A 25,908-nucleotide genomic window follows, 5' to 3' on the forward strand; every position below is an offset into this window, starting at 1 on the left:
TCGGGGCGATGGCCTATCGCCAATCCCCGGCTGACCGCCTGCGCGGCCTGTCGATCACGCTCCTCCTGCACGTTTGTGCGGGGGGAGCGTTGCTCGTCGGCTGGTCTTTCGCGGCGGCCCCGCCGCCGCTGCGTGCTCCGCTGACGGTGATCGATCTTGCCGCGCCTGCATCCCCGCCCCAGCCCGAGCAGGAAACGCCCAAGGATGCCCCGGAGCCGGTGGAGCAGCAGGACCCGGTGCTGCCCGTGCCCCAGCGGATCGAGGTGCCGCAGGCGGCGATCGCCCTGGCGCCATCCTCGCCAGCGGCGCGCCCCGTGGATGCACCGCAACCCCGCCCCGAACAGGCGGAGGCTGCAGCGCCCAAGGCGATCGAGGCGCCGCCCGCCGTCACCGTATCCTCCAACGCACCCGACAGCTGGGAGGGCCGCGTCCTCGCCCGGCTTGCCAGCCGCAAGCGCTACCCGGCGACAGCCCGCGCGCGGCGCGAGCAGGGCGTTGCGTGGGTGCGCATCACCATGGACCGCCGGGGCCGTGTGCTTGCGGTGGCATTGGCACAAGTATCGGGCAGTTCGGCGCTCGACCGCGAGGCCCTTGCGCTGCCGCACCGTGCGGACCCGCTGCCCGAACCGCCGAAGGAGCGCGGCGGAGAGACCCTGGACCTCGTGGTCCCCGTCGAATTCATGCTGCCGCGTTGAAGCTTACAGCGCCTGCAGGAATGCGACCAGCGCCTCACGCTCCTCGCGCGTAAGATCGCGGGGTTTGAGCAGGGGGTCGGCCTGTGGCGGCGGCGCGGCCTCGCCGGGCGCCTGCACCGCGTCGTTGGGACCGCCGCCGCCGGAATAGAACATCACGACCGGCTCGAGAAACGGGAAGAAGCCGTTGTGCATGTAAGGCCGGGTATGGATCAGTCCGCGCAGCGTCGGCGTGCGGAACGCGCCGACGTCCTCGGGACGCCCTGTGACATTCCAGCGCCCCAGGTCCTGGCGCTCGGTGCCGTAGAAGCTCAGCCCCAGATTATGGAACCGGTTGTCCGTCAGCAGCGGGCCGCTGTGGCAGTTCGCGCACCCCGCCTTGGTCCGAAACAGATGGAGCCCGCGCACCTGCTGGTCGCTGAGCGCCGAAACCCCTTGCGTGAACACGCGGTCCCAGCGATTGCGCGGCGGGGTCAGGCTGCGTTCGTAGGCGGCGATCATTCCGGCAATGTCGTTGAACCCGATCCGGCGAGTCCCGATCAGTGCGGCAAAGGCGCTGCGATAGCTTGCCTCGCGATTGATCCATCGCTCGATCCGCTTGCGGCTTCCAGCCATTTCGAGAGGATCGGAGAGCGGTCCCAAGACCTGGCCTTCAAGGGTCGCCTCCCTCCCGTCCCAGAACAGTCCATGAGTCCATGCGGCGGCAATGAGCGATGGTGCGTTTCTCCGCCCGCGCTTGCGATCATGCCCGAAGGAGGTGCGCAGGCCATCGGTGAAACCCAGCTCTGCATTGTGGCAGGATGCGCAGGCGATCTGCCGCGATCCGGAAAGTCTCGGCTCTTCGAACAGTCTCTGCCCAAGCGCTATTTCTTCGGGGACCTGAGGCGTAGGCAGGGATGGGACCGGACCGAACTCGGCGAAATGCGCTCCCGGCTCAAGCCAGGGCCGCGGCCAGCTATCAGGCTGCCCGGCATAGAGCGCCCGCAATGTTGCCACTTCGCCATCGCCCGGGTCGGCCCGCGATCCGGGCGATGGCGAAGCAAGGGCCAGGGCAATCGCTGACATCGCAAGCATCAAGGAACCAATTGGGGAAGTCACGGAGCACTCTCGCGATGAACGGTTCATCGAAGACGAATGGGCGCCCCGGTTTTTTCATGTCGGCTGAGACTTCAAAAAGCGACGCGCAGTCGCTATCGAGCGCGCAGCGCAGGCAGTCGAAAGCAACAATGCAGGAATCGCCGTGACGGCGATCGCGGTCAGCAGACGTCCACCAAGCAGCAGGTCCGACAACGCGCCCGCAGCCAGGGGACCGATCGCGCAGAACACCGATACCACGAAGCTCCAGATGGCAAAGCTGCGCGCGCGTAGCGTGGCCGGGGTCAGATCCTGCAACATGGTCGGAACCAGGGCGTTCGCGGTGCAGGTGACGAAAAGGAACAACGCCACCACCCACAGCGCCGCGTCCACGCTGTCTATCACGATCAACAAAGCGGAGCACGGCACCGCGCACAAGGCACCCGCGCCCATGATCAACGGACGCGCCGCCAGACCGAAACGGCTCCGCAGCGTCCGGTCGAGCAGACCCGCCACCGGCAGGCAACCGATCGAGGTCACGAGCGTGACCACCCCCATGGCATGGCCGACCTTGCCGAGGTCCGCATCGAAGCGTCGCTCCAGCGCCAGCGCAATCAGCGGATTGAGCGCTTGCACCGCGATCATCAGGCTTCCCGCAACGCCGACGAACAAACCCACGGCCTGCCACCGCTCACGCAGAAAGGGTCCGAGCGCGGCCGACCTCCCTCCTGGGTCCGACGGCGCGATCTGGCGTGCCGGGTCGTGAGTCAGAAGGCCGAGGGCAAAGAGCGGGGCACCGGCGAAAGACAACAGCAGCAGCGCCTTGCGCCACGACTCCATCGCGAAGGGTAGCGCCTTCTGGGCCGTCTGGACGATCACCTCGCCGAAATAGAATCCCGCGCTCGCCCCAGCAGCCATCAGCGCAGCGAAGCACAGATTGGCCGTCACGCGATGCCGATCCGGCGCGATGTCGGGGATCATCGAGTACACGATCGGTATCATCGCGAACTCGGTTACGCCCGAAGCCGCGCGGCCTACGAAGAACAGCGGAAAATCGGGCGCCAGTGCGCTCAGGGCCATCAGGCAAGTCCAGCCCGCGATCAGGCCGAGCAGCACTTTCTTGCGTGACAGGCGATCCGCCAGCCTGGCCAGCGGTACGGCGATCGCGCTCCCGACAAGGACACCAGCAAGGCCCTGAAGCGCCCCGATCGTCGCATCCCCGACCCGGAAACTTTCCTGGATGGCCGAGAGCAGGATCGACTGAAGGCCCCGGTCGCTCATCTGGACACCCGCCGTCACGCCGAGAAAGGCGACGGTGAACAAGCCGCCGGAAGTCCATGTCGCCGGTCCATCGGCGCTATCGGCCTCGTACTCCGGCAGTGCCAGCGCCATTCCGTCTCGCCCCACGATATCGAGCACACGTCGCTGCGGACGCGGCGATCGGACAAGCAGTCGCATCTGGAAGGCGGTGCTGCAAGTGATTCTCACTAGCCATTTTCAGGCGATGCCCGGTCAGTACGAGGTCCTTGTCCGGATTTGCATATCCTATCGTCAATGGTGCTGTGGCCGGTCATGGCATCAGGATCGAACAAGCATTCCGCCAAATTATTGCATTTGCGAATCATTATATATAACGGTTTGCATGCGCGGTTATCCGCGCGATCTCAGCCCTTGCGAGCCTACGCGCCGGCACGCCGTCGGCCATCCCGCTCGAACCGGAAAGAAATGACCCGCCATGAGCTCTCTCGACGAAACCATGAAGCAATTCCTTGCCGTCCAGCTGCCGATCCAGTCCACGGTGAGCAAGGAAGGCCTCCCTGACATCGGCCCCAAGCGCTCGCTTCGCGTTTATGACGACAAGACGCTTATCTATAACGAAAACACCGGTGGCCAGACGCTGCAGAACATCCTCGACGGATCGAAGATGGCCGTCGCGGTGATCGATCGCGATGCGCTCGACGGCTATCGTTTCATCGGACGGCCGGAAGTCTTTTCCGAGGGCGATGCCTTCGATAACGCCGTCGCTTTCGCCGACACGGCCGGGATGAAGACGCCGAAATTCGCCGTGCTCATCCATATCGAGGACATCTTCACGCTCCGCTCCGGCCCGACCGCGGGAACCAGACTGGCGGCCTGATACGGCTGGATACCGATCCGGCGCCCAGGCATCGGATCGGTATCGGTCCATTGAAGCGACCGTGCCTTCACCCCGTTCTCAATACCGGGGAGGTGACGGGTCCATGGCGCGAAGCGCAGCGCTGCGCACCTCCATCACCTGAGCGACAACTGCATCGCTCGACCAACCGGCGCGTGGCAATACGGACGTCAGGCTCCGTACTGCGCCTTTCAGGTGAACAAGGCACTGTCGGCGGAAATCCGGCGGACTTTCCATGTCGTCGACCACTTCCACGAGTCGCCGCGACAGCCCGGCGATCGCTTTGCCCGCATCCTCGCACCGGCCCAGGACGATCCAGTTTTCGGCAGCATTGGTGGTCGCGACTACCAGCATCGGCGCCGGATCGCAGCGCATCACACCGCCCGCCTGCGCAATCTCGAACAGCCGGTTCGCTTCGTAAAGTGCAGCGCCGTACAGGCGATCCGCTTCATCCCATCGACGTTTGGCGAATGCCATGTTGGCAAAGCGGTTCAGCCGCTTCCAATGCCGGTCGTCCAGGGGCCGATCGCCGGGCTGATACACAGGGCTTCCTTTTTCACTTGCATATGCGACTGCTTCGCATTAGCTTTTATTTCGCGGCTTGCCTCTCTCGTCAAGCCTCAAGCCCGGAGGAATGCTTGTCATGGGGCATTCCTCTCATCCTGTGACCCTTGGCCGGAGCGGCTCCTTGCCTTGCTCGCTCCGGCCACCTTTTTGTCACGGACATGAAAATCCACCCGGCACCGCAGAAAACGGCGCCCGGTGGTGAATTATGCGATCTTTCGATGCAGCCCTCAGGCGGCCGCGATCTCCACCAGATCGGCGCCATATTCGACGAGGTCGTTGGCCGCCGCGTGCACCGCGCTGACCACGCCGGCGGCAGTGCTGACCACCTCGGTCTTGCGTCCCAGCACGTCGAGGCGGGCGAGCACGTCGCCGACCTGCACCGCGTCTCCGGCCGCGCAGCACGGCTCGAACAGGCCGAGGTGCGGTGCCTGCGCGACGCCCGCGATCGTGGCCGCAGTGACGGCCTCCGCCGCGCCGGCCTCCAGCGCCAGCAGCGGGTTCGCGCCGCCCTCCGGCCGGGCGAGGAACAGCGACCAGTCGGCCGAGCGGAAGTACAAGTCCTTCAGCGGCGAGCGCTCGAACTGCAGCAGCATAGCGCGGATATCGTGAATGGGCGAGGTCATCGGCTCAATCCTCCAGCGCGACCAGAAGGGCCGGCAGCACCGGCTCGGTTATCATGCGCGTAATCCCCGCCCGCCGGGCGATGCGCGCGATCTCGGCATTGGCGAGGCCGCTGCCGCGCGCCGCGGCGTGGCCCGCCAGCGCGCTCGCCAACTGTTCGTGGGTGCCTTCGGCCAGCAGCAGATCGACGTCCACCGCATCGGCGGAGGCGGCGTCCTCAGGGCGCAGCACTTCGATCGGGCAACGCTCGCGCGCCCAGCCGATCAGGCGGGAGAGGCGCTCGTCCTCGTCCTCGCGCGGCACCTGCGTTGCGAGTGCGCCTGCGAAGACCTTGCCGCTGGCGCCGTCCACGGTGACCACCTGCCCCGCCAGCACCAGGGCGCCGCTGCCGGTGCCGACCACGCAAGGGCGCCCCAGCGCCCGGCTGACGACGGCGGCGTGCGAGGTGGAGCCGCCCTGCTCGGTCACGACGGCGCGTGCGGCGATCATGCCGTGGACGTCGTCGGGACTGGTGGTGGCGCGCACCAGGATCACCGCTTCCCCAGCGGCGGCACGGCGCTCGGCTTCGTCGGAATCGGCCACCAGCACGCCGGTGGCGACGCCGGGGCAGGCGCCCTCGCCTTGCGCCACCACCTGTGCGCCCTCGGCGGCGTTGGGGGCGAGACGCGGCAGCAGTAGTGTCGAGACCTGCTCGGCGCTGACGCGGGAGAGCGCGGTGGCGGCGTCGATCCGCCCCTCGCCCACCATGTCCACCGCGATCCGCACCGCAGCCTCCGGGGCGCGCTTGGCCGAGCGGGATTGCAGCAGGTACAGCCTGCCCGACTGCACGGTGAACTCGATATCCTGCACGTCGCCGTTCTCGCGCTCCAGCATGTCGCTGGCGGCTAGGAGCGCGGCGTGCGCGTCGGGCACATGCGCCTGCATGGCCCCCAGCGAGAGCGGGGTGAATTTGCCCGAAACCACGTCCTCGCCCTGCGCGCGCGGCAGGTATTCGCCATAAGGCGCAGGGTCGCCCTGCAGCGGATTGCGGCTGAACAGGACGCCGGTGCCGCTCAGATCGTCGAGGTTGCCGAAGACCATCGCCTGCACCGTCACCGCCGTACCCATGTCGTGCGGGATGTTGTTATGTTCGCGGTAACGCCGCGCGCGGCGGGTGTTCCAGCTGTCGAACACCGCCCGCACCGCGCCGAGAAGCTGGTCGTGCACCGCGCCCGGAACCTCGCCGATCGCCGCGCGCCACTGCGCCGGGCTTTCGTCCGCTTCCAGCTCGACCGCCTGCTTGAGCACGATCGAACTGTAGAGTTCGAGGAACCGCCGATGCGTATCGCGGGCGAAGGCGGGCAGGCCCGTCTCGGCCGCCAGTGCCGCCTCGCCGTCATCGTCGATGCCGAGGTTGAGCACGGTGTCCATCATGCCGGGCATCGAGATCGCCGCGCCCGATCGGATCGAGAGCAGCAGCCGCTTGTCGCCCGCGCCGAAGCTGCGGCCGGTGCGGCGCTGCAGCCAATCGAGCCCGGCGGCGATCTCCGGCTCCAGCCCCTCGGGCATTTCGCCGCGCTCCAGATAGGCGAGGCAGGCCTTGGTGGTGATGACGAAGGCGGGCGGCACGTCGAGGCCGAGCGCGGCCATGCGCGCCACCGACCATGCCTTGCCGCCGATCAGCGCGCGGTCGGGCAGGTCGGCACCGTCCAGCAGGAGAGTCCAGTCGGCCATCGTCATTCCTCCCGCTCGCGGCCCATGGTCCGCAGCAGTTCCTCGTGCAGTTCGAACCAGACGGTATGGTAGCTGTCGCGCCGGATATCACTGACCCATTCGGGGTCGCCGTCCTCGGCCGCTTCCAGCGCGGCGAGCAGCTTGTCGGCGTAGTATTGCAGGCGCGGCAAGCGGCCCGCCAGCTTGGCAAGAATCGGCTCGGCCTGTTCGTGCAGCGCGCCGAGGCGGTCGATCACCGCGTCGTCGTGGGCCTTGTCGCTATGGTCGTTGGCCACCTTGGCGCCGCCGATATCCAACGTCTGCCAGTCGGTGATGATCTGCTTGAGGGTGCGATTGATCCGCTCGAAACCTTCGTAGGCGCCGACGAAGGCAGCATCCTCACGCACACTTGCGAAGTGGCGCGCATAGCGTGCGGTGAGCGCCACGCCCGCCAGCGGCGTCAGCGCATAGGCGCCGCGCGCCTCGATCACGCGGCCGGTGGCGACGGCCTGGTCGATCACCGCCTGTGCCGTGGCTTCGGGAAGCCCCGCAAGGTGCGCGATGGCGGGGAGCGGCGCATGGCGCTTGATCGCCGTGGCATGGAGCACAAGGTCGCGCTCGGTCATGGTCGTCGCCATCACGCCGCCTCCCCGATCACCCAGACGCGCGCGACGCGCTCGACGCCCTTTTGGTAGTCCTCGGTCGTCTTGGCCGGGGCGGAGACTTCCACCGAGATGCGATCGCCTTCGCGGATGCCGGCCACCTTGGCGTTCATCAGGCAGGGGATGTTGTACTCGCGCGTCAGGATGCCGAGGTGCGAGCGGACCGAGCCCCCGGCGCAGACCACGCCCGCGAACTGGTCGATGATCGGCGCGGTCAGGGTGCCGCCCGAATCGTCGATGATGGCGATGGCACCGGTGGGGACGCCGCTCGACAGCAGTTCCATGACCCGCTCGTTCGAACGCACGTAAAGCGCCTGGCCGACGATGTCGCTGGGATAGCGCACGACGTTGTCGCCAAGCCCCCGCAGGGCCTTGCCGTCATCGTCCGCGTCGCCGCTGGGCGCCTCTGGATGCGCGAAGCCGGTACTGGCTTCCGAAGCGGTGCCATCGGGCTTGTGCGCGTCGGGCCGCTCGGTGACGGAAACGCGCGCCGACCAGTCGAAGCGGTGGCCGCTGGCGAGGATGCGGGCCTCGACAGTCTCGATGTCCTCGCGCGTCACGAGGTCGTCGGCGGCGGTGAGCGCGAAGGCGTCCCAGTCCAGTCCCGATTCGCCGAAACGTGCGCGGATGCGTTCGCGCACAAGGTCCAGCACGGCTTCCACCAGCGGCGTCGCCGGCGGACCTGCGTGCAGCACGTCGTCGATAGGCAATTTAACGGAGCCCACGGTCCCTCCCAATCCTCTTTGTTGCGCACAGGGATGCCGCATGCCAATCACCCTGTCAACATGATTGGATGAAATCGTCGGACGATCTTGACCGCGCGTGCAGGCTGTCGTAGCCCTCGCTCGGGAATGATCGGGAGGATATGATGACTGGAACCCCACCGCGCGTATTGCTCGTCAACGACGACGGCATCGACGCGCCCGGCCTTGTACTGCTGGAAAAGATCGTGCGCCGGTTCACCGACGACGTGTGGGTCGTGGCGCCGGACGACGAACGTTCCGGCGCGGGGCACTCGTTCTCCACCACGCTGCCGATTCGCGTGAAGCAGCGCAACGAGCGGCACTTTGCAGTGAAAGGCACGCCGACCGACTGCGCGCTTCTGGCGATCTACGAACTGATCGAGGGTAAGCGGCCCGACATCCTGATCTCGGGCATCAATCGCGGCCCGAATCTGGCCGAAGACATCACTTATTCCGGCACGGCGGCGGCGGCGATGGAGGGGGCTTTGCTGGGTATCCCAGCGATCGCGCTCAGCCAGTGCTTCCGCCCGCCGAACGCGGTGCCCTGGGACAATGCCGAGCGTTTCGCCGGGGACGTGATCGAGAAGCTGCTGCGCTTCGACTGGAAGCCGGGGCTGTTCGTGAACGTCAACTTCCCGGAATGCCCGGCCGACGAAGTGACCGGCATGCGCGTGACCACGCAAGGGCAGCGGCCGCCGGGCGCGTTCATCCCGGAGCGGCGCGTCGATGCGCGGCACTTCCCGTACTACTGGGTGAAAATCGCCCTTCCGGCGGGCGGCCATGCTCCGGGCAACGACCTGCAGGCGATGCTGGACCGGGAAATCTCGATCACGCCGATGCAGCTCGACATGACGGCGCATGGGGCGAAATCGGGGCTTGAGGTGTTGTTTGGGTGATGTGTAACGCGGCGGTCCGGAGGCAGCGTTACGCCGCCCTGGATTGCCGCGGCCCTAAGGGCCTCGCAATGACGAAATGAGGGGAACGTTTAGTCCCGCGCGAGGATCGTCACCGCCGACATGCCGTCCTCGACACCGTAGAACCCGCCGGAGTTCTCCGCCACGGCCACGCGCGCACCTTCAACTTGTCGCTTGCCGGCCTGCCCGCGCAGCTGCGTGACGAGTTCGTGGATCTGCCCCAGCCCGGTCGCCGCCAGCGGATGCCCCTTCGACACCAGCCCACCCGAGACGTTCACCGGAACCCGGCCGCCCAATGCCGTCTCCCCGCGCTCGGCGGCGAGCCCGGCCTCTCCCGGTGCGCACAGGCCGAGCGCTTCGGTCTGGATCATCTCGCCGATCGAACTGGCGTCATGGACTTCGGCGAGGTCCACGTCCTGCGGGCCGACCCCAGCGCGCTCGTAAGCCAGCGCCGCGACCTTGCGGGTGACGTGGTCCGCATAGTCGTGCGGCGCGCGATCGCTGCCGGTGCGGTTTTCCGCCGCAAGAACGCGGATCGGCGTACCCGGGAAGCGCTTCGCGAAATCCGCCGAGCACACGATCGCGGCCGCCGCGCCGTCGCTGATCGGGGCGCACATCGGGTTGGTCAGCGGCCAGGCGACTTGCGGCGCGGCGAGGATTTCCTCGACGCTCATCGCCTCACGGTACTGCGCCAGCGGGTTGAACTGCGAATGCCGATGATCCTTGGCCGCCACCGCCGCGATCTGGGCCTGCGTCGAACCATAGGTGCCCATGTGCAGGCGCGCCTGCGCCGCATAGGCTTCCATCAGCACATTGGGGCTGGCCGCGCGCTTATCCGCCGGGACGGGGGCGAGGAGATCGCGGGTGCGCTCGATATAGGCCGCAGCCTCCACCATGTCGCGCGGCTGCTGGAACACGGCGAAGCGCTTGGTGCGATCGTCGCTGTAGAGCTTCTCGACGCCGACGACGAGCGCCACTTCGGCAAGGCCCGCCTTCACGTAATCCACTGCAAGGTGCAGGCTCACCGTGGAACTGGCGCAGGCCTGCTCGACATGGAACCCGCGCACGCCGGAGATGCCGAGGGGGCGCAGCGCGTACTCGCCCGGGATCGACATCTCGCCCGCGAAGAAGCCCTGGATGACGTTGGCATAGACAGCCATGTCGATCGCCGCGCCATCAAGCCCGGCATCCTCCAGCGCCAGACGCACCGCGGCTTGCGTCAGCTGTTCGTGGCTCTTGTCCAGATGACGGCCGAAAGGCGTCATGCCGACGCCGAGGATCACCACGTCGCGCATCAGATCGTCCTTCCCACCGGCTGCCAGTGGCGCTTGCGCAGTTCGGCGCGCAGCACCTTGCCCGCGTTGGAGCGCGGCAGCGCGGCCATCACTTCCACCCGCTTGGGCGTCTTGACTGGGCCGAGCCGCTCGCGTGCTTCCGCCAGCAGCCTCTCAAGATCGATGGTGCAGCCGCCGCGCGGTTCGACGATGGCGACGACGGCCTCGCCCCACTTGTCGTCGGGGACGCCGATCACGGCGCAGTCCTGCACTTGCGGATCGGCCATCAGCGCCTGCTCCACTTCGGCGGGGTAGACGTTGAAGCCGCCCGAGATGATCATGTCCTTCTTGCGGTCCACCACGTAGAACCAGCCCTGCTCGTCACGCACACCAATGTCTCCGGTATGGTGCCAGCCATGGGCGGAGACTTCGGCGGTCGCCTGAGGGTTCTTGTAGTAGCCCTGCATCACCAGCGGCCCGCGCACGACGATCTCGCCACGCTCTTCGGGGCCGAGGATGCGACCGTCGTCATCCATGATTTCGACGATGGAGAGCAGGTTCGCGCGTCCGCAGGAACCGGGGTGTGCGAGGTTGCCGGCATCGTCCAGATGTTCATGCGGCGGCATCGCGGTGACGCACATCGGCGCTTCCGTCTGCCCGAAGCTGGCGTTCATCACCGGGCCGAAAAGCGCGATGGCCTCCTTCAGCCGGTCGAGCGACATCGGCGCCCCGGCGTAGGAGATGTATTCGAGGCTGGAGAAATCGGCGGTCTGCGCGGACGGCTCCGCCAGCAGCATATAGATCGCGGTGGGGGGCAGGAACATGTAGGTGACGCGGTGGCGCGCGATAGCCGCCACCACTTCGGCCGCATCGAAGCGCGGCAGCACCACCACCGTCCCGCCCAGCGCCATGCTGGCCAGCGCCAGCGGCCCCGCCGCATGCGTCATCGGCGCGGCAACGAGGTTCACCGGCGGACGCTTCATCGGCATCGAAGCGACGAGGCTGGACACCAGCGCCTGCCAGTTGCCGTTCGACAGCATCACCCCCTTGGAGCGCCCGGTGGTGCCGCCGGTATTGGCGAGGAAGCCAAGCTCCTCCGCCGCGCCCGAACGGCGCTGGGGCACGGGTTCGTCGCTCTCTACCAGCATGTCGCCAAGGAAGCGGTCGGCCTCCGCAAACGCGCGATTGAGCGCGATGAAGCGGCGGATGTTGGGGCAGGCCTCGCGGAAATGCGCGACCCGGTCCGCCACTTCGGAATGGACGAAAAGCGTGTCCACATCGAGCAGGTCGAGCAGATAGGCGTTCTCGACCAGCGAGGCGCGGTTGTTGGCCATCACCCAGACGCCGTCGGCGCGCAGGATGCCCAGGATCGCCTCGAAAGCGCGGACGCTGTTGCCGCTCAGCACCGCCGCGTGGCCGCCCGCCGGAAAGCCGTCGGCGATCAGAGCGCGGGCGATGGCATCGCTGCGCGCCTTGACCTCGCCATACGTGCTGACGCGCTCGCCCTCGATCATGCAGGCTTGGTCGGCGCCCATGCGCGCGCCGCGGTCGAAGAAGTCGATCATCCGCATCCGCGCGAAAAGTCCCCGCCAAAGCGTTTTCTAATCAGGTCAAATGGCCTGATGACTCGGAAAACGCGTAAAACAAAAACGTAGAGCAGTTTGGCCGACGCAGTCGGCTCGACTGCTCTACTGCCGCATCGAGAGTTCGAGCTGGCTGGAGCGCAGCTGCACCAGCGGCAGGTTCGCCACCTTCATCAGCCGGGCCACCTGATCCAGTTCGGGCGAGGACAGCGTCGGATAGTCCCGGCGCGGCGCTCCCGAAAGGCGCATGCGGTCGATGTCGGCGGACGGCACTAGCGCGCGCAGAAGCAGTTCGTCGTCATCCCCGCCGGTGCCGTGGCGGCGATGCAGTTCCTCGCGGTCGGGCTGTTCGGGCGGGCTGGCGAGGATTTCCTTGGCGCGCGGTTTCGACAGGATGCGGTCCAGCACATCGGCGTCGATCGGCGCGACGGGCTCGCCATAGAAACCGGCTGCGTACTGGATCACTTCGTCCGGCACCACCGAGTAGCGCTTGCCCGTCACGATGTTGAGCACCGCCAGCGTGCCGACCAGCTGCGCGAACGGCGTCGCCATGCCGGGATAGCCCAGTTCGCGGCGCACGCGCGCGACTTCCTCCAGCACGTCGGGCAGGCGATCCAGCATGTTCTGCTGTACCAGCTGTGCGCGCAGGGTGCCCATCATGCCGCCCGGGATCTGGTGCTTGAGCGAAGTGACGTCGTACTCGAAATGCTGGTTCACCAGGAACCCGGCCGCTTTGCCGACCTTCTCGAAGTGATCGGCCACCGGCTTGAACAGCGACGTGTCGAGGTTGTGGGTGTGGCCCAGCATCTCGACATTGCGGGCCATGATCTCGACCGAGGGGATCGAGGGACCGTTGGCCATCGGGCGCACGGCGGTGTGGATCGTCGTCACCCCGAACTCGATCGCGTCGATATAGGACTTGGCCGACTGGCCGAGCATGTTGTTGGCATGCATCTCGATCGGCTTGCCGCGCGCCTTGGCCTTGATCGCAGGGACCAGCGTGGAAATCCGGTCTCGATCGAGCACGCCGCCGGTGTCGTAGAGCAGCAGGCTGTCCACCTCGTCCAGCGCCGAAAGCTTGTCCGCCTTGTCCGCGTAATAGGCATCGTCGTGGACCGGGGAGAGCGTGAACAACATCGTGCCCGCCACCTGGCACTGGTGCCGCTTGGCGATGCGGGCGAGACGGTGCATCTTGTCGATGTTGAACAACACATCGTAGAGCCAGAAGCTGCGGATGCCGTGGGCGCAGAGGCGATCCACCCAAATGTCCATCAGCGCATCGGGCGTGAAGCCGAAAGTCACCGACCCGTTGGAGCGGCACCCGGCGCGCAGGGGCGTGTCCGGCATCGCCTTCACCAGCAGGTCGAGGCCCGCCCAGGGGTCTTCCTGGCAATGCCGGATCAGCACTTCGAACAGCGAGGAACCGGCCAGGCTGATGATCTGATAGCCGGTCCTGTCGATCAGCGGCGCCACCGGCAGGGCCATGCCCGCCTGCATGCGCATGCCCCACAGGCTCTGCTGGCCGTCGCGCAGGGTTTCGTCGAGGAACTGGATATGCGCCATGGGGATTACTCCGCTGCCATGCGCTGCGCGGTGAACAGGTCCTGTTCCAGCCAGCGGGTGTGAATGGTGTTCGACCGGAAGTGCTCGTCGCGAAGAATCTCGCGGTGGAGCGGGATGGTCGTGGGCACGCCTTCGACCTCGAAGGCGTCGAGCGCGCCGATCATGCGGTCGATCGCGGCGTCGCGGGTGTCGGCGTGGACGATCAGCTTGCCGATCATGCTGTCGTAGAATGGCGGGATGCTTGCGCCTTCACGCATGTGGCTGTCGAGGCGGATGCCCTCGCCCTCGGGCGGGCGCCAGCGGGTGACGGTGCCGGGCACCGGCACGAAATCGCGCGCGGTGTCCTCGGCATTGATGCGGCATTCGATGGCGTGGCCGGTGAGCACGACATCCTGCTGGCGCACCGAAAGGCCCTTGCCCGCCGCAACGCGCAACTGTTCCTGCACCAGATCGCGACCCGTCACCATCTCGCTGACCGGGTGCTCCACCTGGATGCGGGCGTTGACCTCGATGAAGTAGATCTCCTCGCGCATCACGTCGTAGAGGAACTCGCACGTCCCCGCGTTGCGGTAGTTGACGCTTTTCGCAAGGTTCACCGCCGCCTCGTGCAGCTGCGCGCGCAAAGCGTCCGGCATCGCTACACAGGGCGCTTCCTCGACCACCTTCTGATAGCGGCGCTGGACCGAGCAGTCGCGCTCGCCGAAGTGGATCACTTCGCCCTGCCCGTCGCCCATGAGCTGGACTTCGACGTGGCGCGCCTCGGGCACGAAACGCTCCATGAACAGGGTGCCGTCGTTGAAAGCGGCCAGCGCCTCCGCGCTCGCGCGGTGGTATCCGGCTTCGACTTCGGACGGGCCGTTGACGATGACCATGCCGCGCCCGCCGCCGCCCGCCGCCGCTTTCAGCAGCACGGGATAGCCGATGTCGCCTGCGATCCGGCGGGCATCGGCTGCCGAGGCGATCTCGCCGCTGCCGGGCACCAGCGGTACGCCTGCGGCAGCGGCCATCTCTCGCGCGCGCAATTTGTCGCCCAGCGCTTCGATCATGTCCGCTTCGGGGCCGACGAAAGTGATGCCGTGCTCCTTGCAGAGCCGTGCCAGTTCGGCGCGTTCGGACAGGAAGCCGTATCCGGGATGGAGCGCGTCACACCCGCTGGCCTTGGCGGCCTGCACCACCAGTTTCGCGTCGAGATAGCTTTTCGCCGCAGGTCCGGGGCCGAGCACCAGCGCTCGGTCGGCCAGCCTTGCGGTCACGCTGTCACGGTCGGCATCGGAGACGCCGATCACGGTTTCCAGGTTCAGCCCTTGCGCGGCGCGAAGCACGCGAAGGGCGATTTCCCCCCGGTTGGCGATGAAGAGGCGGGACAGGGCCATGGCGCTATTCCGGCCGGATCACGAAAAGCGGCTGCCCGGCCGAAACCAGATCGCCATCGCTGGCGAGCACTTCCAGAACGGTGCCAGCGGCCCCTGCGCGCACGGCGGTGAACAGCTTCATCACCTCCACCAGACAGACCTCGGTTTCGGCGGAAACACGCCCGCCCACCTCGACATAGTTAGGCGCACCGGGCTTGGGCGCGCGGTAGAAGGTGCCAAGGTAAGGCGCCGTCACGACGACCGCGCCGTCCGGCACCGCAGGCGCTCCCGCCGGTGCCGCCACGGCAGCTGCAGGCGCGGCCTTGGAGGCAGGTGCAGCGCTGGCAACCGGCGCAGCGACCGAGACACGCGGGGCATCAAGCCCGGAGGCATCCGCATCCTGCGACAGATAGACCTCCAGTTCGCCGCAGCGGGCGTGCAGTTCGCGCAGGCCCGACTGCTTGAACTCGGCGATCAGCAGTTCCAGTTCGGGCAGCGAGGTTTCGTCAGGGTCTTTGCCGCTCATGCGCGCGCACTCCGAATGGCTTCGACATCGTCACGGCTGAGGCCCACGCCCCGGCCCGCCAGCGGCGAGCCTTCCTGTTCAAGCCGGTAGAGCGCCTGAACCTGTGCATCGTCGGGGTGGAATTTGGCCGTGGTGTCGCAGATGAAACGATACTCGGGCGCCATCTGCGCGGGTTGCAGCGCCCTTGCCCGGGCGTTGTACTCGGCCAGCGGCAGGCGTCCGGCGGTGGTGGTGTAAAGGTCCTGCTTGGGCGGCAGGTGCGAGACGCCCGGCCCGATCGGTGCCAGCTTGCCGCCCGTACCTTCTCGCTGCAGCACCGAATAGGGGATCTGCGAGATGTAGCGCACCGGGTTGTTGTTATGCTGCATCATCGCATAGCGATTGAGCTGCTGGCTCGGCAGCGAGACGAGGCCCACCATCTCGCCCAGGAAATCGCGGCCGAACTCGTCGTTGAACAGGCTGCGGAACCGGTCCGCGCGCGGGTCGATCGTCATCCAGTCGTTCACGTCGTAAACGCCCGCGATATGCGCGATCTCCTTGATGAGCGAGAAGTAGACGAGCGCGCCCGCATCCATCATCTCGTCGCGCGACCAGGTGGCCGTGCGCTTCCACAGTTCGACGGTGGCCTTGCGGATGCGGTCAGTCAGATCCTCGAAAGTGGCGGCCAGTTCCTCGGCCGAACCCATGCCGACCGGGATGTAGCCGCCCGACAGCGCATCGGATGTATAGAGGCCCACGCCGGTCAGCTTGTCGGCGGTGAATTCGGGGCGGGATTCGAAGCTGCCCCAGTCGTCCATCAGGTAGAATTGGCAGCCTGTGGCCTCCATCGTCACCGTCAGGTTGCTGAAGGGGATGTCGCCCGCCACGCCGTCGAGCCAGGGATAGTCGCCCTCTGCCAGATCGGAGAAGTCGCGGATGATCATCTCGCGGTCTTCGGCAAGGCGATAGGGCCCGGAATTGTTGAGCGCACAGCGGCTCTCGCACGAGACGAGGAAGCCGTACTGCGACACCGTGGCGAGGAACGCCTGCGCCGCATGACCGAGCCGGTCGCCGGGCTTGCAAGGCAGCAGTTCGGAGTGGAAGCGCTGCACCCGGCGTTCGGGCAAGTGCTGCACGCGCTGGCCGAATTCGCGGGCGTTGAGGTGCCCGTCCTCGCGCTGCTGCGCCAGCTTGAAGCGGCGCCAGAAGTCCATGACATAGGCCACGTCCTCCGCCGCATCCTCGGGCGCGAGCATACCGAAGTTGATGAGGATCTCGCGGCCCAGCAGGTAGAAGGTGGGGAGCGCCCAGCCCGGCAGGTTGCCCAGCTTGCCGCCGATCAGGCGCGAGCGGTCGCCCACTTCCTCGGCCGGCATCACCGCCTCCACCTTCCGCAGCAATTCCGGGTAACGGTAGAAGCAGCAGAGGTACGAAAGCAGCATGTACGACGGCACGGGAAACAGCTTCGATTCCTGCACGGTGCGCGTCACACAGAGCCAATAGGTATCATCACCTATGGTCTGGATAGCGTTGTTGGCCTCCAGCAAGCGAACGTAGTCGGTCATCATCCCCTGCCCTTGTCTTTGTTGCGAACCTTGTGGACTACAGCTTCGTGGTCTGTCAATATCGTCCGACGATTTTGATCGATAGAATTTGCCGTTGACGGCCGGACACATCGGGAGAGTACCAGAAATGCCGCAGGGATCGCCGTTCTCCACCACCCCTCGTACTGACTGGACCCGCGAGGAAATCGCGGCGCTATTCGACCTGCCGTTCACCGAACTGGTCTTCCGCGCCGCCGAAGTTCACCGCGCCAGCCACAAGGCGGACGAAGTGCAGCTTTCCACGCTGCTCTCGATCAAGACCGGCGGCTGCGTGGAGGATTGCGGCTATTGCTCGCAGTCGGTGTCCGCCAACAGCGGCGTCAAGGCGACCAAGCTGATGGAGGTGCAGGCCGTGCTCCAGCGCGCGGCGCAGGCGGCGGATCAGGGCTCCACCCGCTTCTGCATGGGCGCGGCCTGGCGCAACCCCAAGGACCGTGACATGCCCGCCATCATCGAGATGGTGAAGGGCGTGCGCGCGATGGGCATGGAAACCTGCATGACGCTGGGCATGCTGACGCCCGATCAGGCCGACATGCTGAGCGACGCGGGCCTCGACTACTACAACCACAACATCGACACGAGCCCTGAACGCTACGATCAGGTCATCACCACGCGCACGATGGAAGACCGCCTCGATACGCTGTCGAACGTGCGCATGGCGGGGATCAACGTGTGCTCGGGCGGCATCGTCGGCATGGGCGAGACCCGCGCCGATCGCGTGGGCTTCGTCCACACGCTCGCCACCTTGCCGGAGCACCCGCAGTCGGTGCCGGTGAACGCGCTGGTGCCGGTGAAGGGCACCGTGCTGGGTGACATGCTGGCCGACACACCGCTCGCCAATATCGACGACGTGGAGTTCGTGCGCACCGTGGCGGTCGCGCGCATCACCATGCCGGGCTCGATGGTTCGCCTCTCTGCCGGCCGCGAATCGATGTCGGAGATGACGCAGGCGATGTGCTTCATGGCCGGCGCGAACTCGATCTTCACCGGCGACAAGCTGCTGACCGCGCCCAACGCGGGCGACGACAACGATCTGGCGATGTTTGCACGGCTCGGCCTCAAGCCGATGGCGATCGAACTGACGCCCGCGCAAGTTGAAGCCCAGCGCATGCCGAAGGGCTGCGCGAAGCTGGAGGCTGCGGAGTAGTCCCGCCTGCGCTTCTGGCATAGCGCAAGGCCCACCCCGCTGCGACTAAGGCCTGCGGCCTAAGTCTCGCTCCCCCTCCCGCTCGCGGGAGGGGGGCGCCGCATCAGCCCTCCCGCTTGCGGGAGGGCTGGAAGGCTTGGGAGCGCAGCGAACTAGCTGAACGGGGTGGGCCTTACACCGCGGCGGATTGACACCACCGTTAAAGGGGATCAGCGCCCCTTCCACTCCGGCCCGCGCTTCTCGGCGAAGGCGCGCGGGCCTTCGACGTAGTCCTCGGAGGCCAGCATCGCCTGCATCGCAGGGTAGCTCCACTGCTCGGCGAAAGCCTGGTCGTACGGCGTGGACAGGCCGCGCCCGACCGCTTCTTTGGTGGCGCGCACCGCCATCGGACTGCCGCCAAGGATCAGCTCCGCCCAGCGCCGCGCAGCCTCAAGCACGTCGCCTTCGGTCACTTCGTTGATGAAGCCCAGCGCATGCCCCTCCTGCGCCGAGACGCGCCGTCCGGTCAGCAGCATGCCCATCGCGTGCTTGGCGCCGACCACTTGCGGCAAGATCTGGATACCCCCGCCCAACGCCGCCAGTCCGACGCGGACCTCTGGCAGCGCGAAAGCCGCATGGGCCGCCGCCACCACGATGTCGCAGGCCAGCGCCAGTTCGAAGCCGCCGCCCATCGCCACGCCGTTGACGGCGGCGATCACCGGCTTGGTCAGCCCTTTGCGCCCGGTCAGGCCGCCGAAGCCGTTGGGCGGTGACACCAGTTCCCCGCCAGCCGCCTGCTGCTTGAGGTCATGCCCGGCACAGAACGCCTTCGGCCCCGCACCGGTGACGATGGCGACCCACTGCTCGTCGTCCGCCGCGAAGGCACCGAAGGCCGCGTCCATCGCGACTTGCGCGTCGGCGTTCAGGGCGTTGCTCGCCTCAGGCCGGTTGATGGTGATGATCGTCAGCGGCCCTTCGCGCGTGACGGTGACGAGTTCGCTCATGCCGTCACCTTCTCCGCGACCATGCCCGCCAGCCGCGAGACGATGATCTCTTGCGCATCGCGCACGATCCGGCCGACCAGTTCGGCGCATGTCGGAATGTCGTGGATCAGCCCCTGCACTTGCCCGGCCCAGACGAGCCCGGCGTCGATGTCGCCCGTCTCCAGCGCCGTGCGGCCCTTCGCGCCTGAGACCAGCGGGCGGATATCCTCGAACACCGCACCGTCGCGGGCGGAAATCTCCACCACCCGGTCGGACACGCTGTTCTTCGCGACGCGGCCGGTATTGTGGAACTTGCGGAAGATCAGGTTGGTGCCGCGCTCGTCGTTGTCGACGATGAACCGCTTCACCCGCTCGTGGATCGGCGCTTCCACCGTGGCGCAGAAGCGGGTGCCCATGTTGATACCGTCCGCACCCAGCGCCAGCGCGGCGGCGAGGCCGCGCCCGTCACCGAAGCCTCCGCTCGCGATCATCGGGATCGTCAGCGTGTCCGCCGCCGCCGGGATCAGGATGAGGCCTGGGATATCGTCCTCGCCCGGATGGCCCGCGCACTCGAAGCCGTCGATCGAGATCGCGTCCACGCCCATCCGCTCGGCCGACAGGGCGTGGCGGACGGCCGTGCACTTGTGGATCACGGTAATCCCGTGGGCCTTGAAGTCCTCGACATGCTCCTGCGGGCGGTGGCCTGCGGTTTCGACGATGGTGACGCCGCTGTCGATGATGGCCTTACGGTATTCGGCATAAGGCGGCGGCGAAACCGAGGGCAGGATCGTCAGGTTCACGCCGAAGGGCTTGTCGGTCAGGGCCCGGCAGCGGTCGATCTCGCGGCGCAGGTCATCAGGCGTGGGCTGGGTCAGCGCAGTGAGGATGCCGAGGCCGCCCGCGTTGGAGACCGCCGCCGCCAGTTCGGCGCGGCCCACCCACATCATCCCGCCCTGAACGATCGGATGCTCGATGCCGACGAGGTCGGTGAAGCGCGTGCGCAAGGTCATTACAGCGCCTCCAGGATGGTGACGTTGGCGATGCCGCCGCCTTCGCACATGGTCTGCAGGCCATAGCGCTTGCCGCGCGCCTTCAGGGCATGGACGAGCGTGGCCATCAGCTTGGTGCCGCTGGCGCCCAGCGGATGGCCGAGCGCGATGGCGCCGCCGTTGACGTTGAGCTTGTCAGGATCGCCGCCCAGCGCCTTGAGCCAGGCCAGCGGCACCGGTGCGAAAGCCTCGTTCACTTCGTAGAGGTCGATATCCTCGATCCGCAGTCCGGCGCGCTTGAGCGCCTTTTGCGTCGCCGGGATCGGTTCCTCCAGCATGATGACCGGATCGCCCGCCGTCACCACCATGTCCACGATCCGCGCGATCGGGGTAAGGCCGTAGTCCTTGAGCGCCCGCTCCGACACCACCAGCGCGCCCGAGGCGCCGTCGCAGATCTGGCTGGCGTTGGCGGCGGAGATCACCCCGCCCTCCTGCAGCAGCCTGACCGAACCGATGCTGTCCAGCGTCGCGTCGTAGCGGATGCCCTCGTCCGTGACGTGGGGCACGCCGTCCACATCGAGCGGCACGATCTCGCGCTCGAACGCGCCTGCCTTGGTGGCGGCGGCGGCGCGGCGGTGGCTTTCCAGCGCGAAGCGGTCGAGCGTCTCGCGGTCGAAGCCGTACTTGGCGGCGATCATCTCCGCCCCGCCGAACTGGCTGAAGCTCTCCACGCCGAAGCGCTGCTGGATACGCGGGCTGAACGGGCCGACGCCGACGCCTTCCTTCGCGTGGTAGGCGGTGTTGGAGAACATCGGCACGCGCGTCATACTCTCCGCCCCCGCCGCGATCACCACGTCCTGCATGCCGGACATCACCGCCTGCGCAGCGAACTGCACCGACTGCTGGGAGGAGCCGCATTGCCGGTCGATGGTGACAGCGGGCACGCTGACCGGCAGCTTCGAGGCCAGCACCGCATTGCGCGCGAAGGCGAAGGCCTGTTCGCCCGCCTGGGTCACGCAGCCGAGGATGACGTCCTCGACCACCGCCGGGTCCAGCCCGGCGCGGTCCACCAGCGCGTTCAGCACTTCGCCCGCCATGTCGGCAGGGTGCCATCCCGCGAGCTTGCCGTTACGGCGCCCGCCTGCGGTGCGGACGGCTTCGACGATGTAGGCTTCGGCCATGTGTCAGATTCCCTTGAAGTTCGGCGTGCGCTTTTCGAAGTAGGCGGCAAGGCCCTCACGGCATTCGGGTGCGGCGCCCGACCGGGTAATCGCCGCGACTTCGCGTTCCAGTTGTGCGTCGAGGCTGGTCTCAAGGCTCTGGCGCAGCAGTCCCCGCGCCGCGCCGAGCGCACCCACGGCGGCATCGGCAAGGCGGGCGGCCAGCGCGTCGCCCTCGGCGGCCAGCGCCTCGTCATCGACGGTGCGGGTGACCAGGCCGATCGCCTCGGCCTCGTCGGCCTTGATGCGGCGGTTGGTGAGGATGATCTCCTGCGCTTTGCGGAGGCCCACGAGGCGCGGCAGCCACCAGCTCATCCCGCCGTCGGGCGTCAGGCCGAGCGTACCGTAAGCGGCTGTGAAGTGCGCCGACCGTGCGCAGAGCACCACGTCGCCGCCGATCGCGAGGCTGAGGCCCGCACCCGCAGCCGGTCCGTTGACCAGCACCAAGAGCGGCTTGGCCATGCGCGCGAAGCGGGTGAGCGCCATGTGCAGCGTGCCCGCCAGTTCGCTCAGCAGCGCATCGACATGATCGCCCGAGGACTTGAACAGCCCCACGTCGCCGCCCGCGCAGAACAGCCGCCCCGCGCCGGTGAGGACGACGCAGCGGATCGCGGTGTCGGTCTCACAGCGGATGGCGATCTCGGCCAGCGCGCGCGCCATCGCAAGGTCGATGGCATTGCCCGCCTCGGGCCGGTTGAGGGTGACGCGGGCGATGCCGTCCGCAAGGTCGAACAGTACAGGTGTGTCGCTCACAGGCAGGCCTCCATGCTTTCCACTGCCAGCGCGACGATGCGCGGCAGGCTGGCGGCACGCTCGCGGGCGTGTTCGGACGCGGCCGTGCCCCGGATCACGCGCCCCTTGATGCCGTGGAAGATCGCTGCCAGCCGGAAGTAGTTGAACGCGATGCAGAACGCATAGTCCTGCTCCGAAATCGGCGGGCGCCCGACGTTGCGGCAATAAGCGGCGAGGTATTCGGCCTCCGACGGGATACCCAGCGCCGCGATGTCCGCGCCGCCCAGCCCCGCCACGATGTCGGGCGGCATGCGAAACATCATCGCGTGATAGGCGAAGTCCGCCAGGGGATGCCCCAGCGTCGAAAGTTCCCAGTCCAGCACCGCCAGCACGCGCGGCTGCGTGGGATGAAAGATCATGTTGTCGCAGCGGAAGTCGCCGTGGACGATGCGCGTCTCGTCGCCCGCCGGGATCGCCGTGGGGAGCCATTCGATCAGCCGGTCCATGCCCGGATCGCGGCCCGCCTCGGTGTCCTCCAGATACTGGCGCGACCAGCGGGCGATCTGGCGCTCGAAGTAATTGCCCGGCTTGCCGTAGTCGCCCAGCCCCACCGCGTCCGGCTCGATCCGGTGCAGCGCGGCGATCGTTGCGTTCATCGCGGCGAAGTAGGCGGCGCGCTCCCCGTGCGGAACGTCGGGGAACGTCGCATCCCAGAAGATGCGGCCCTCGACCATCTCCATCACGTAGAACCAGCTGCCGATGACGCTTTCGTCCAGACACAGGCCATGGACATGCGCCACCGGGAAACCCGTCGCCCCTAGCGCCGACAGCACCCGCGCCTCGCGCTCGACCGCGTGGGCGCCTTTCAGCACCTGCCCCGGCGGCTTGCGCCGCAGCACATAGGCGCGCCCCGGCGTGACCAGCTTGTAGGTCGGGTTGGACTGCCCGCCCTTGAACTGCTCGACCGTGAGCGGCCCGGCGAAGCCCTCGACATGCGCGTCCATCCACGCCGCCAGCCGCGCCTCGTCGAAGCGATAGCCCTCGCGCACGGCGCCGGTGCCGGCATTGGCGGCGGCGTCAGTGCTGCTCATGTGACGTCTTCCAGTCGCGCTTGATCTTCTTGGCGAGGCTCCACTTGTGGACTTCGGTGGGACCGTCGTAGATGCGGAAGGCGCGGATCTCGCGGAACACCTGCTCGACGATGGTGTTGGCGGTCACGCCCTGCCCGCCCATCACCTGCACGCAGCGATCCGCCACCCGCATCAGCGCCTCGGACACCGCGACCTTGGCCATCGAGCTTTCGGTGCCGCCCGCTTCGCCCACGTCGAGAACGTCCGCGCACCAGTCGATGATGAGTTCGCTCTGCTTCAGGTCGATCAGGTTGTCGGCCAGCATGAAGCCGACGCCTTCGTGGTCGATCAGCGGCTTGCCGAAGGCCATGCGGCGATTGGCGTAGTCGGTGGCAATCTCGTTGGCGCGGATGCAGGCGCCCAGCCAGCGCATGCAGTGCGACAGCCGCGCGGGCGCGAGGCGCACTTGCGCATAGCGGAACCCCTCGCCCGATTGCCCAAGCATCTGGTCGGCCGGCACGCGCAGGTTCTCGATGGCGACCACGGCATGGCCGCCGGGCATCGAGGAATCGATGGTGTTGGGCACATGCTCGATGCGGATCGCCGGATCGGGCAGGTCGACCAGAAACATGCAGGCGCCGTCCGTGGACTTCGCCATGACGATGCCAACCTGCGCGCCTTCCGCGCCGGTGATGAACGCCTTGCGCCCGTTGATGACCCAGTGATTGCCGTCGAGGTGGCAGGTCGTCCGCATCATCGAAGGGTCGGACCCGGCGCCGTTCTCGTCCGCCGGTTCGGTCATGAAGAAGGCCGAGCGCGCGCGCCCTTCCACCAGCGGCTTCAGGAACCGTTCCTTGATCGCCGCGCTGCCCACCTTGCCGAGCAGGTACATGTTGCCCTCGTCCGGCGCAGCGGTGTTGAGCGCCAGCGGGCCGAGCGGCGAGAGGCCCGAGGCACGCAGCACCACCGCCGTCTCACGCTGGGTCAGGTGGCGGCCGTCCGGCAGGATATGCGGCGTCAGCACCCCGGCGGCGCGCGCCTTGGCCTTCAGTTCGGCGACCAGTTCCTCGCTCGGGCAATCGTGGTGATCGCGGCGCGGGTCCTTCTCGTAAGGCGCGACGACTTCGCGCACGAAGGCTTCGACTTTTGCGGCGATCTGCGCGGTCAATTCGGGACCGGCACCGGGTACGCCGCTCACTTCGGCGCCATCCGGATCGCGCCGTCGAGGCGGATCGTCTCGCCGTTGAGCATCGGGTTGGTGACGATGCTTTCGACCAGCTGCGCGTATTCGTCCGGCTGGCCCAGACGGCTGGGGAACGGCACCTGCTTGCCGAGCGAATCCTGCGCCTCCTGCGGCAGCGTCGCCAGCAGCGGGGTCCAGAAGATGCCCGGCGCGATCGTCATCACGCGGATGCCGTAGCGGGCGAATTCACGCGCCACCGGCAACGTCAGGCCGACGATGCCGCCCTTCGACGCCGCGTAGGCCGCCTGCCCGATCTGCCCGTCATAGGCCGCGACCGAGGCGGTGTTGACGATCACCCCGCGCTCCTCGCCGATCGGGTCTGCATCGTGGAGCCGCGCGGCGAACTTCGACAGGACGTTGAAGCTGCCGATCAGGTTGATCGTCACGATCTTGGAGAAATCCGCCAGCGGGATCGCCTTGCCGTCGCGCCCGATCACCTTGGCGGGCGGGCCGATCCCGGCGCAGTTGACGAGGATGCGGGCCTTGCCGTTCAGCGCCTCGGCCTCTTCCAGCGCGGCCTCGACGGCGCCCTCGTCGGTCACGTTGACCGATACGAAGTGCCCGCCGATCTCGCGCGCGGTCGCAGCACCCAGTTCGGCGTTGAGGTCGAACAGGGTCACTTTCGCCCCCGCCGCCGCCAGCCGCCGCGCGGTGCCCGCGCCAAGGCCGGATGCGCCACCGGTCACGATTGCCGCCACGCCTTCGATCTTCATCAGGAATCCCTTTCCGCAACTGCCCCCGGTCCAGCGCGAATCGCGTCTCCGGGAGGCTCATGAAACTCATTGGTTTCTTACGTACTCTTGAGTACGTTGCATAACGACGCGTTTCTTGTCAATGTCGCCAGACAAGGAAAAGCCGTGACGACACCTGAGCCAGACTTCATCGATTCCCCGTTCCGTTCGCCCGAGGACCGCCTTCGCGAGAAGGACCAGAAGCGCGAGGCCGTGCTGCTTGCCGCGGTGCGCGCCTTCAACGCGCGCGGCTTCCAGGCCGCCTCGCTGGACGAGGTCGCGGCCAGCCTGCGCATCAGCAAGCCGACGATCTACCGCTACCTCGGCAACAAGGAGCAAGTGCTGCTGGAGTGCATCAGCCGCGGCCTCAACCTCTTGCGCGAGGCGGCGGCCGAGGCGGAGCGCGAACCGGGCAACGGGCTGACGCGCCTGACGCATTTCTTGCGCCGCTATGCCGAGATCAACATGGACGATTTCGGCCGCTGCGTGGTGCGCACCGACGACAACGTGCTGTCCGAAGAAGGCCGCGCGCATTTCCGGGCGCTCAAGCGGCGGATCGACCAGGCGATGCGCGATCTGGTGGCGGCTGGCGTCGAGGACGGCTCGATCGCGACGCTCGACGTGCGGATGACTGCCTTCACGCTGGCGGGCGCGCTCAACTGGCCCGGGCAGTGGTACGCGGCGCAAGGCGAACAGAGCGCCGAGGCGCTGGCCGCCACGATGGTCGATGTGCTGGTGCGGGGCCTCGCACCGCGAGGGTGATGCGGTGAGCATCACCCCACCCTCGTCATTGCGAGCGTAGCGAAGCAATCC

Annotated in this window: 25 protein-coding genes; 5 read left to right on the plus strand and 20 right to left on the minus strand. The window is 67.3% G+C overall.

Annotated elements, in window-relative coordinates:
• Nucleotides 1-8 precede the first annotated feature (8 nt).
• Nucleotides 9-695, plus strand: a complete 687-nt coding sequence (locus ACYPYD_RS10310) for an energy transducer TonB (protein ID WP_211150898.1) — start codon at nucleotides 9-11, stop codon at nucleotides 693-695.
• Between the two features lie 3 nt (nucleotides 696-698).
• Here ACYPYD_RS10310 and ACYPYD_RS10315 read toward each other — a convergent pair whose 3' ends face one another.
• Nucleotides 699-1,817 carry a cytochrome-c peroxidase gene (locus ACYPYD_RS10315; protein ID WP_459663025.1) on the minus strand — a complete coding sequence of 373 codons (1,119 nt, stop codon included), beginning with the start codon at nucleotides 1,815-1,817 and terminating at the stop codon, nucleotides 699-701.
• 27 nt (nucleotides 1,818-1,844) lie between these two features.
• Complete coding sequence (locus ACYPYD_RS10320; RefSeq protein ID WP_211150900.1) at nucleotides 1,845-3,158, minus strand: MFS transporter; 1,314 nt, start codon at nucleotides 3,156-3,158, stop codon at nucleotides 1,845-1,847.
• Between the two features lie 343 nt (nucleotides 3,159-3,501).
• Between ACYPYD_RS10320 and ACYPYD_RS10325 the strand changes: the two genes are divergently transcribed.
• Nucleotides 3,502-3,903 carry a pyridoxamine 5'-phosphate oxidase family protein gene (locus ACYPYD_RS10325; RefSeq protein WP_008828886.1) on the plus strand — a complete coding sequence of 134 codons (402 nt, stop codon included), beginning with the start codon at nucleotides 3,502-3,504 and terminating at the stop codon, nucleotides 3,901-3,903.
• Nucleotides 3,904-3,981: 78 nt separating this feature from the next.
• Here ACYPYD_RS10325 and ACYPYD_RS10330 read toward each other — a convergent pair whose 3' ends face one another.
• From ACYPYD_RS10330 to ACYPYD_RS10350, 5 genes are all read right to left on the minus strand, one after another.
• A complete protein-coding gene (locus ACYPYD_RS10330; protein WP_211150901.1) occupies nucleotides 3,982-4,464 on the minus strand; it encodes a hypothetical protein in 483 nt (160 codons plus the stop codon).
• Nucleotides 4,465-4,715: 251 nt separating this feature from the next.
• Nucleotides 4,716-5,111: an acyl-CoA carboxylase biotin carboxyl carrier protein subunit gene (locus ACYPYD_RS10335; RefSeq protein ID WP_008828884.1), complete on the minus strand. Its 396-nt coding sequence runs from the start codon at nucleotides 5,109-5,111 to the stop codon at nucleotides 4,716-4,718.
• A 4-nt stretch (nucleotides 5,112-5,115) separates the two neighbouring features.
• On the minus strand, nucleotides 5,116-6,822 hold the full coding sequence (locus ACYPYD_RS10340; RefSeq protein WP_248006093.1) for a pyruvate, phosphate dikinase: 1,707 nt from the start codon (nucleotides 6,820-6,822) through the stop codon (nucleotides 5,116-5,118).
• A 2-nt stretch (nucleotides 6,823-6,824) separates the two neighbouring features.
• On the minus strand, nucleotides 6,825-7,439 hold the full coding sequence (locus tag ACYPYD_RS10345) for a hypothetical protein (RefSeq protein ID WP_211150903.1): 615 nt from the start codon (nucleotides 7,437-7,439) through the stop codon (nucleotides 6,825-6,827).
• On the minus strand, nucleotides 7,439-8,173 hold the full coding sequence (locus tag ACYPYD_RS10350; RefSeq protein ID WP_211150923.1) for a PEP-utilizing enzyme: 735 nt from the start codon (nucleotides 8,171-8,173) through the stop codon (nucleotides 7,439-7,441). Before ACYPYD_RS10350 ends, ACYPYD_RS10345 begins: the two co-directional genes overlap by 1 nt.
• A 158-nt stretch (nucleotides 8,174-8,331) precedes the next feature.
• Between ACYPYD_RS10350 and surE the strand changes: the two genes are divergently transcribed.
• On the plus strand, nucleotides 8,332-9,102 hold the full coding sequence (surE, locus tag ACYPYD_RS10355; protein ID WP_211150904.1) for a 5'/3'-nucleotidase SurE: 771 nt from the start codon (nucleotides 8,332-8,334) through the stop codon (nucleotides 9,100-9,102).
• 89 nt (nucleotides 9,103-9,191) lie between these two features.
• Here the strand turns inward: surE and ACYPYD_RS10360 are convergent, their stop codons facing one another.
• The 6 genes from ACYPYD_RS10360 to ACYPYD_RS10385 form a co-directional block, all read right to left on the minus strand.
• Nucleotides 9,192-10,415: a thiolase family protein gene (locus tag ACYPYD_RS10360; protein ID WP_211150905.1), complete on the minus strand. Its 1,224-nt coding sequence runs from the start codon at nucleotides 10,413-10,415 to the stop codon at nucleotides 9,192-9,194.
• Entirely contained in the window at nucleotides 10,415-11,959 is a 1,545-nt protein-coding gene (locus ACYPYD_RS10365) for a class I adenylate-forming enzyme family protein (protein ID WP_459663027.1), read from the minus strand. Before ACYPYD_RS10365 ends, ACYPYD_RS10360 begins: the two co-directional genes overlap by 1 nt.
• Nucleotides 11,960-12,082: 123 nt before the next feature.
• Nucleotides 12,083-13,540, minus strand: coding sequence for a pyruvate carboxylase (locus tag ACYPYD_RS10370; RefSeq protein ID WP_036530123.1), 1,458 nt, complete (start codon nucleotides 13,538-13,540; stop codon nucleotides 12,083-12,085).
• Between the two features lie 5 nt (nucleotides 13,541-13,545).
• Nucleotides 13,546-14,913, minus strand: coding sequence for an acetyl-CoA carboxylase biotin carboxylase subunit (locus tag ACYPYD_RS10375; protein ID WP_036530120.1), 1,368 nt, complete (start codon nucleotides 14,911-14,913; stop codon nucleotides 13,546-13,548).
• Between the two features lie 4 nt (nucleotides 14,914-14,917).
• The gene (locus ACYPYD_RS10380; protein ID WP_036530117.1) at nucleotides 14,918-15,418 is read right to left on the minus strand and encodes an acetyl-CoA carboxylase biotin carboxyl carrier protein; all 501 of its coding nucleotides are present in this window, start codon (nucleotides 15,416-15,418) and stop codon (nucleotides 14,918-14,920) included.
• A complete protein-coding gene (locus tag ACYPYD_RS10385) occupies nucleotides 15,415-16,962 on the minus strand; it encodes a hypothetical protein (RefSeq protein ID WP_202902899.1) in 1,548 nt (515 codons plus the stop codon). Before ACYPYD_RS10385 ends, ACYPYD_RS10380 begins: the two co-directional genes overlap by 4 nt.
• Before the next feature lie 127 nt (nucleotides 16,963-17,089).
• Here ACYPYD_RS10385 and bioB point away from each other — a divergent pair, with 127 nt between their 5' ends.
• Nucleotides 17,090-18,148: a biotin synthase BioB gene (bioB, locus tag ACYPYD_RS10390; RefSeq protein WP_036530109.1), complete on the plus strand. Its 1,059-nt coding sequence runs from the start codon at nucleotides 17,090-17,092 to the stop codon at nucleotides 18,146-18,148.
• 209 nt (nucleotides 18,149-18,357) lie between these two features.
• Here bioB and ACYPYD_RS10395 read toward each other — a convergent pair whose 3' ends face one another.
• Genes ACYPYD_RS10395 through ACYPYD_RS10425 form a run of 7 tightly spaced genes read right to left on the minus strand, consistent with a single transcriptional unit; the run spans nucleotide 18,358 to nucleotide 25,077 of the window.
• On the minus strand, nucleotides 18,358-19,131 hold the full coding sequence (locus ACYPYD_RS10395) for an enoyl-CoA hydratase-related protein (protein WP_459663029.1): 774 nt from the start codon (nucleotides 19,129-19,131) through the stop codon (nucleotides 18,358-18,360).
• On the minus strand, nucleotides 19,128-20,120 hold the full coding sequence (locus ACYPYD_RS10400; protein WP_036528334.1) for an NAD(P)H-dependent flavin oxidoreductase: 993 nt from the start codon (nucleotides 20,118-20,120) through the stop codon (nucleotides 19,128-19,130). The genes ACYPYD_RS10395 and ACYPYD_RS10400 overlap by 4 nt, the downstream gene beginning before the upstream one ends.
• Nucleotides 20,120-21,280, minus strand: a complete 1,161-nt coding sequence (locus ACYPYD_RS10405; protein WP_036528336.1) for an acetyl-CoA C-acetyltransferase — start codon at nucleotides 21,278-21,280, stop codon at nucleotides 20,120-20,122. Before ACYPYD_RS10405 ends, ACYPYD_RS10400 begins: the two co-directional genes overlap by 1 nt.
• A 3-nt stretch (nucleotides 21,281-21,283) precedes the next feature.
• Complete coding sequence (locus ACYPYD_RS10410; RefSeq protein WP_051587051.1) at nucleotides 21,284-22,072, minus strand: enoyl-CoA hydratase/isomerase family protein; 789 nt, start codon at nucleotides 22,070-22,072, stop codon at nucleotides 21,284-21,286.
• Nucleotides 22,069-23,142 (minus strand): phosphotransferase, encoded by a 1,074-nt coding sequence (locus ACYPYD_RS10415; RefSeq protein ID WP_036528338.1) that lies wholly within the window; start codon nucleotides 23,140-23,142, stop codon nucleotides 22,069-22,071. Before ACYPYD_RS10415 ends, ACYPYD_RS10410 begins: the two co-directional genes overlap by 4 nt.
• On the minus strand, nucleotides 23,129-24,319 hold the full coding sequence (locus ACYPYD_RS10420) for an acyl-CoA dehydrogenase family protein (RefSeq protein ID WP_197524496.1): 1,191 nt from the start codon (nucleotides 24,317-24,319) through the stop codon (nucleotides 23,129-23,131). The genes ACYPYD_RS10415 and ACYPYD_RS10420 overlap by 14 nt, the downstream gene beginning before the upstream one ends.
• Entirely contained in the window at nucleotides 24,316-25,077 is a 762-nt protein-coding gene (locus tag ACYPYD_RS10425; protein WP_036528340.1) for an SDR family NAD(P)-dependent oxidoreductase, read from the minus strand. The genes ACYPYD_RS10420 and ACYPYD_RS10425 overlap by 4 nt, the downstream gene beginning before the upstream one ends.
• A 144-nt stretch (nucleotides 25,078-25,221) precedes the next feature.
• On the opposite strand from ACYPYD_RS10425, the gene ACYPYD_RS10430 reads away from it, so the two are divergent.
• Complete coding sequence (locus ACYPYD_RS10430) at nucleotides 25,222-25,857, plus strand: TetR/AcrR family transcriptional regulator (protein WP_211150909.1); 636 nt, start codon at nucleotides 25,222-25,224, stop codon at nucleotides 25,855-25,857.
• The last annotated feature ends 51 nt before the right edge of the window (nucleotides 25,858-25,908 follow it).

The organism is Novosphingobium sp. 11B (assembly GCF_054589055.1).

What these genes read in the sequence shown, in the direction of transcription:
- ACYPYD_RS10310 (WP_211150898.1), top strand. Translation starts at nt 9, where the DNA reads ATGGCCTATCGCCAATCCCCGGCTGACCGCCTGCGCGGCCTGTCGATC.
- ACYPYD_RS10315 (WP_459663025.1), bottom strand. Translation starts at nt 1,817, where the DNA reads ATGAACCGTTCATCGCGAGAGTGCTCCGTGACTTCCCCAATTGGTTCC.
- ACYPYD_RS10320 (WP_211150900.1), bottom strand. Translation starts at nt 3,158, where the DNA reads ATGGCGCTGGCACTGCCGGAGTACGAGGCCGATAGCGCCGATGGACCG.
- ACYPYD_RS10325 (WP_008828886.1), top strand. Translation starts at nt 3,502, where the DNA reads ATGAGCTCTCTCGACGAAACCATGAAGCAATTCCTTGCCGTCCAGCTG.
- ACYPYD_RS10335 (WP_008828884.1), bottom strand. Translation starts at nt 5,111, where the DNA reads ATGACCTCGCCCATTCACGATATCCGCGCTATGCTGCTGCAGTTCGAG.
- ACYPYD_RS10340 (WP_248006093.1), bottom strand. Translation starts at nt 6,822, where the DNA reads ATGGCCGACTGGACTCTCCTGCTGGACGGTGCCGACCTGCCCGACCGC.
- ACYPYD_RS10345 (WP_211150903.1), bottom strand. Translation starts at nt 7,439, where the DNA reads ATGGCGACGACCATGACCGAGCGCGACCTTGTGCTCCATGCCACGGCG.
- surE (WP_211150904.1), top strand. Translation starts at nt 8,332, where the DNA reads ATGACTGGAACCCCACCGCGCGTATTGCTCGTCAACGACGACGGCATC.
- ACYPYD_RS10360 (WP_211150905.1), bottom strand. Translation starts at nt 10,415, where the DNA reads ATGCGCGACGTGGTGATCCTCGGCGTCGGCATGACGCCTTTCGGCCGT.
- ACYPYD_RS10365 (WP_459663027.1), bottom strand. Translation starts at nt 11,959, where the DNA reads ATGATCGACTTCTTCGACCGCGGCGCGCGCATGGGCGCCGACCAAGCC.
- ACYPYD_RS10370 (WP_036530123.1), bottom strand. Translation starts at nt 13,540, where the DNA reads ATGGCGCATATCCAGTTCCTCGACGAAACCCTGCGCGACGGCCAGCAG.
- ACYPYD_RS10375 (WP_036530120.1), bottom strand. Translation starts at nt 14,913, where the DNA reads ATGGCCCTGTCCCGCCTCTTCATCGCCAACCGGGGGGAAATCGCCCTT.
- ACYPYD_RS10380 (WP_036530117.1), bottom strand. Translation starts at nt 15,418, where the DNA reads ATGAGCGGCAAAGACCCTGACGAAACCTCGCTGCCCGAACTGGAACTG.
- ACYPYD_RS10385 (WP_202902899.1), bottom strand. Translation starts at nt 16,962, where the DNA reads ATGACCGACTACGTTCGCTTGCTGGAGGCCAACAACGCTATCCAGACC.
- bioB (WP_036530109.1), top strand. Translation starts at nt 17,090, where the DNA reads ATGCCGCAGGGATCGCCGTTCTCCACCACCCCTCGTACTGACTGGACC.
- ACYPYD_RS10395 (WP_459663029.1), bottom strand. Translation starts at nt 19,131, where the DNA reads ATGAGCGAACTCGTCACCGTCACGCGCGAAGGGCCGCTGACGATCATC.
- ACYPYD_RS10400 (WP_036528334.1), bottom strand. Translation starts at nt 20,120, where the DNA reads ATGACCTTGCGCACGCGCTTCACCGACCTCGTCGGCATCGAGCATCCG.
- ACYPYD_RS10405 (WP_036528336.1), bottom strand. Translation starts at nt 21,280, where the DNA reads ATGGCCGAAGCCTACATCGTCGAAGCCGTCCGCACCGCAGGCGGGCGC.
- ACYPYD_RS10415 (WP_036528338.1), bottom strand. Translation starts at nt 23,142, where the DNA reads ATGAGCAGCACTGACGCCGCCGCCAATGCCGGCACCGGCGCCGTGCGC.
- ACYPYD_RS10425 (WP_036528340.1), bottom strand. Translation starts at nt 25,077, where the DNA reads ATGAAGATCGAAGGCGTGGCGGCAATCGTGACCGGTGGCGCATCCGGC.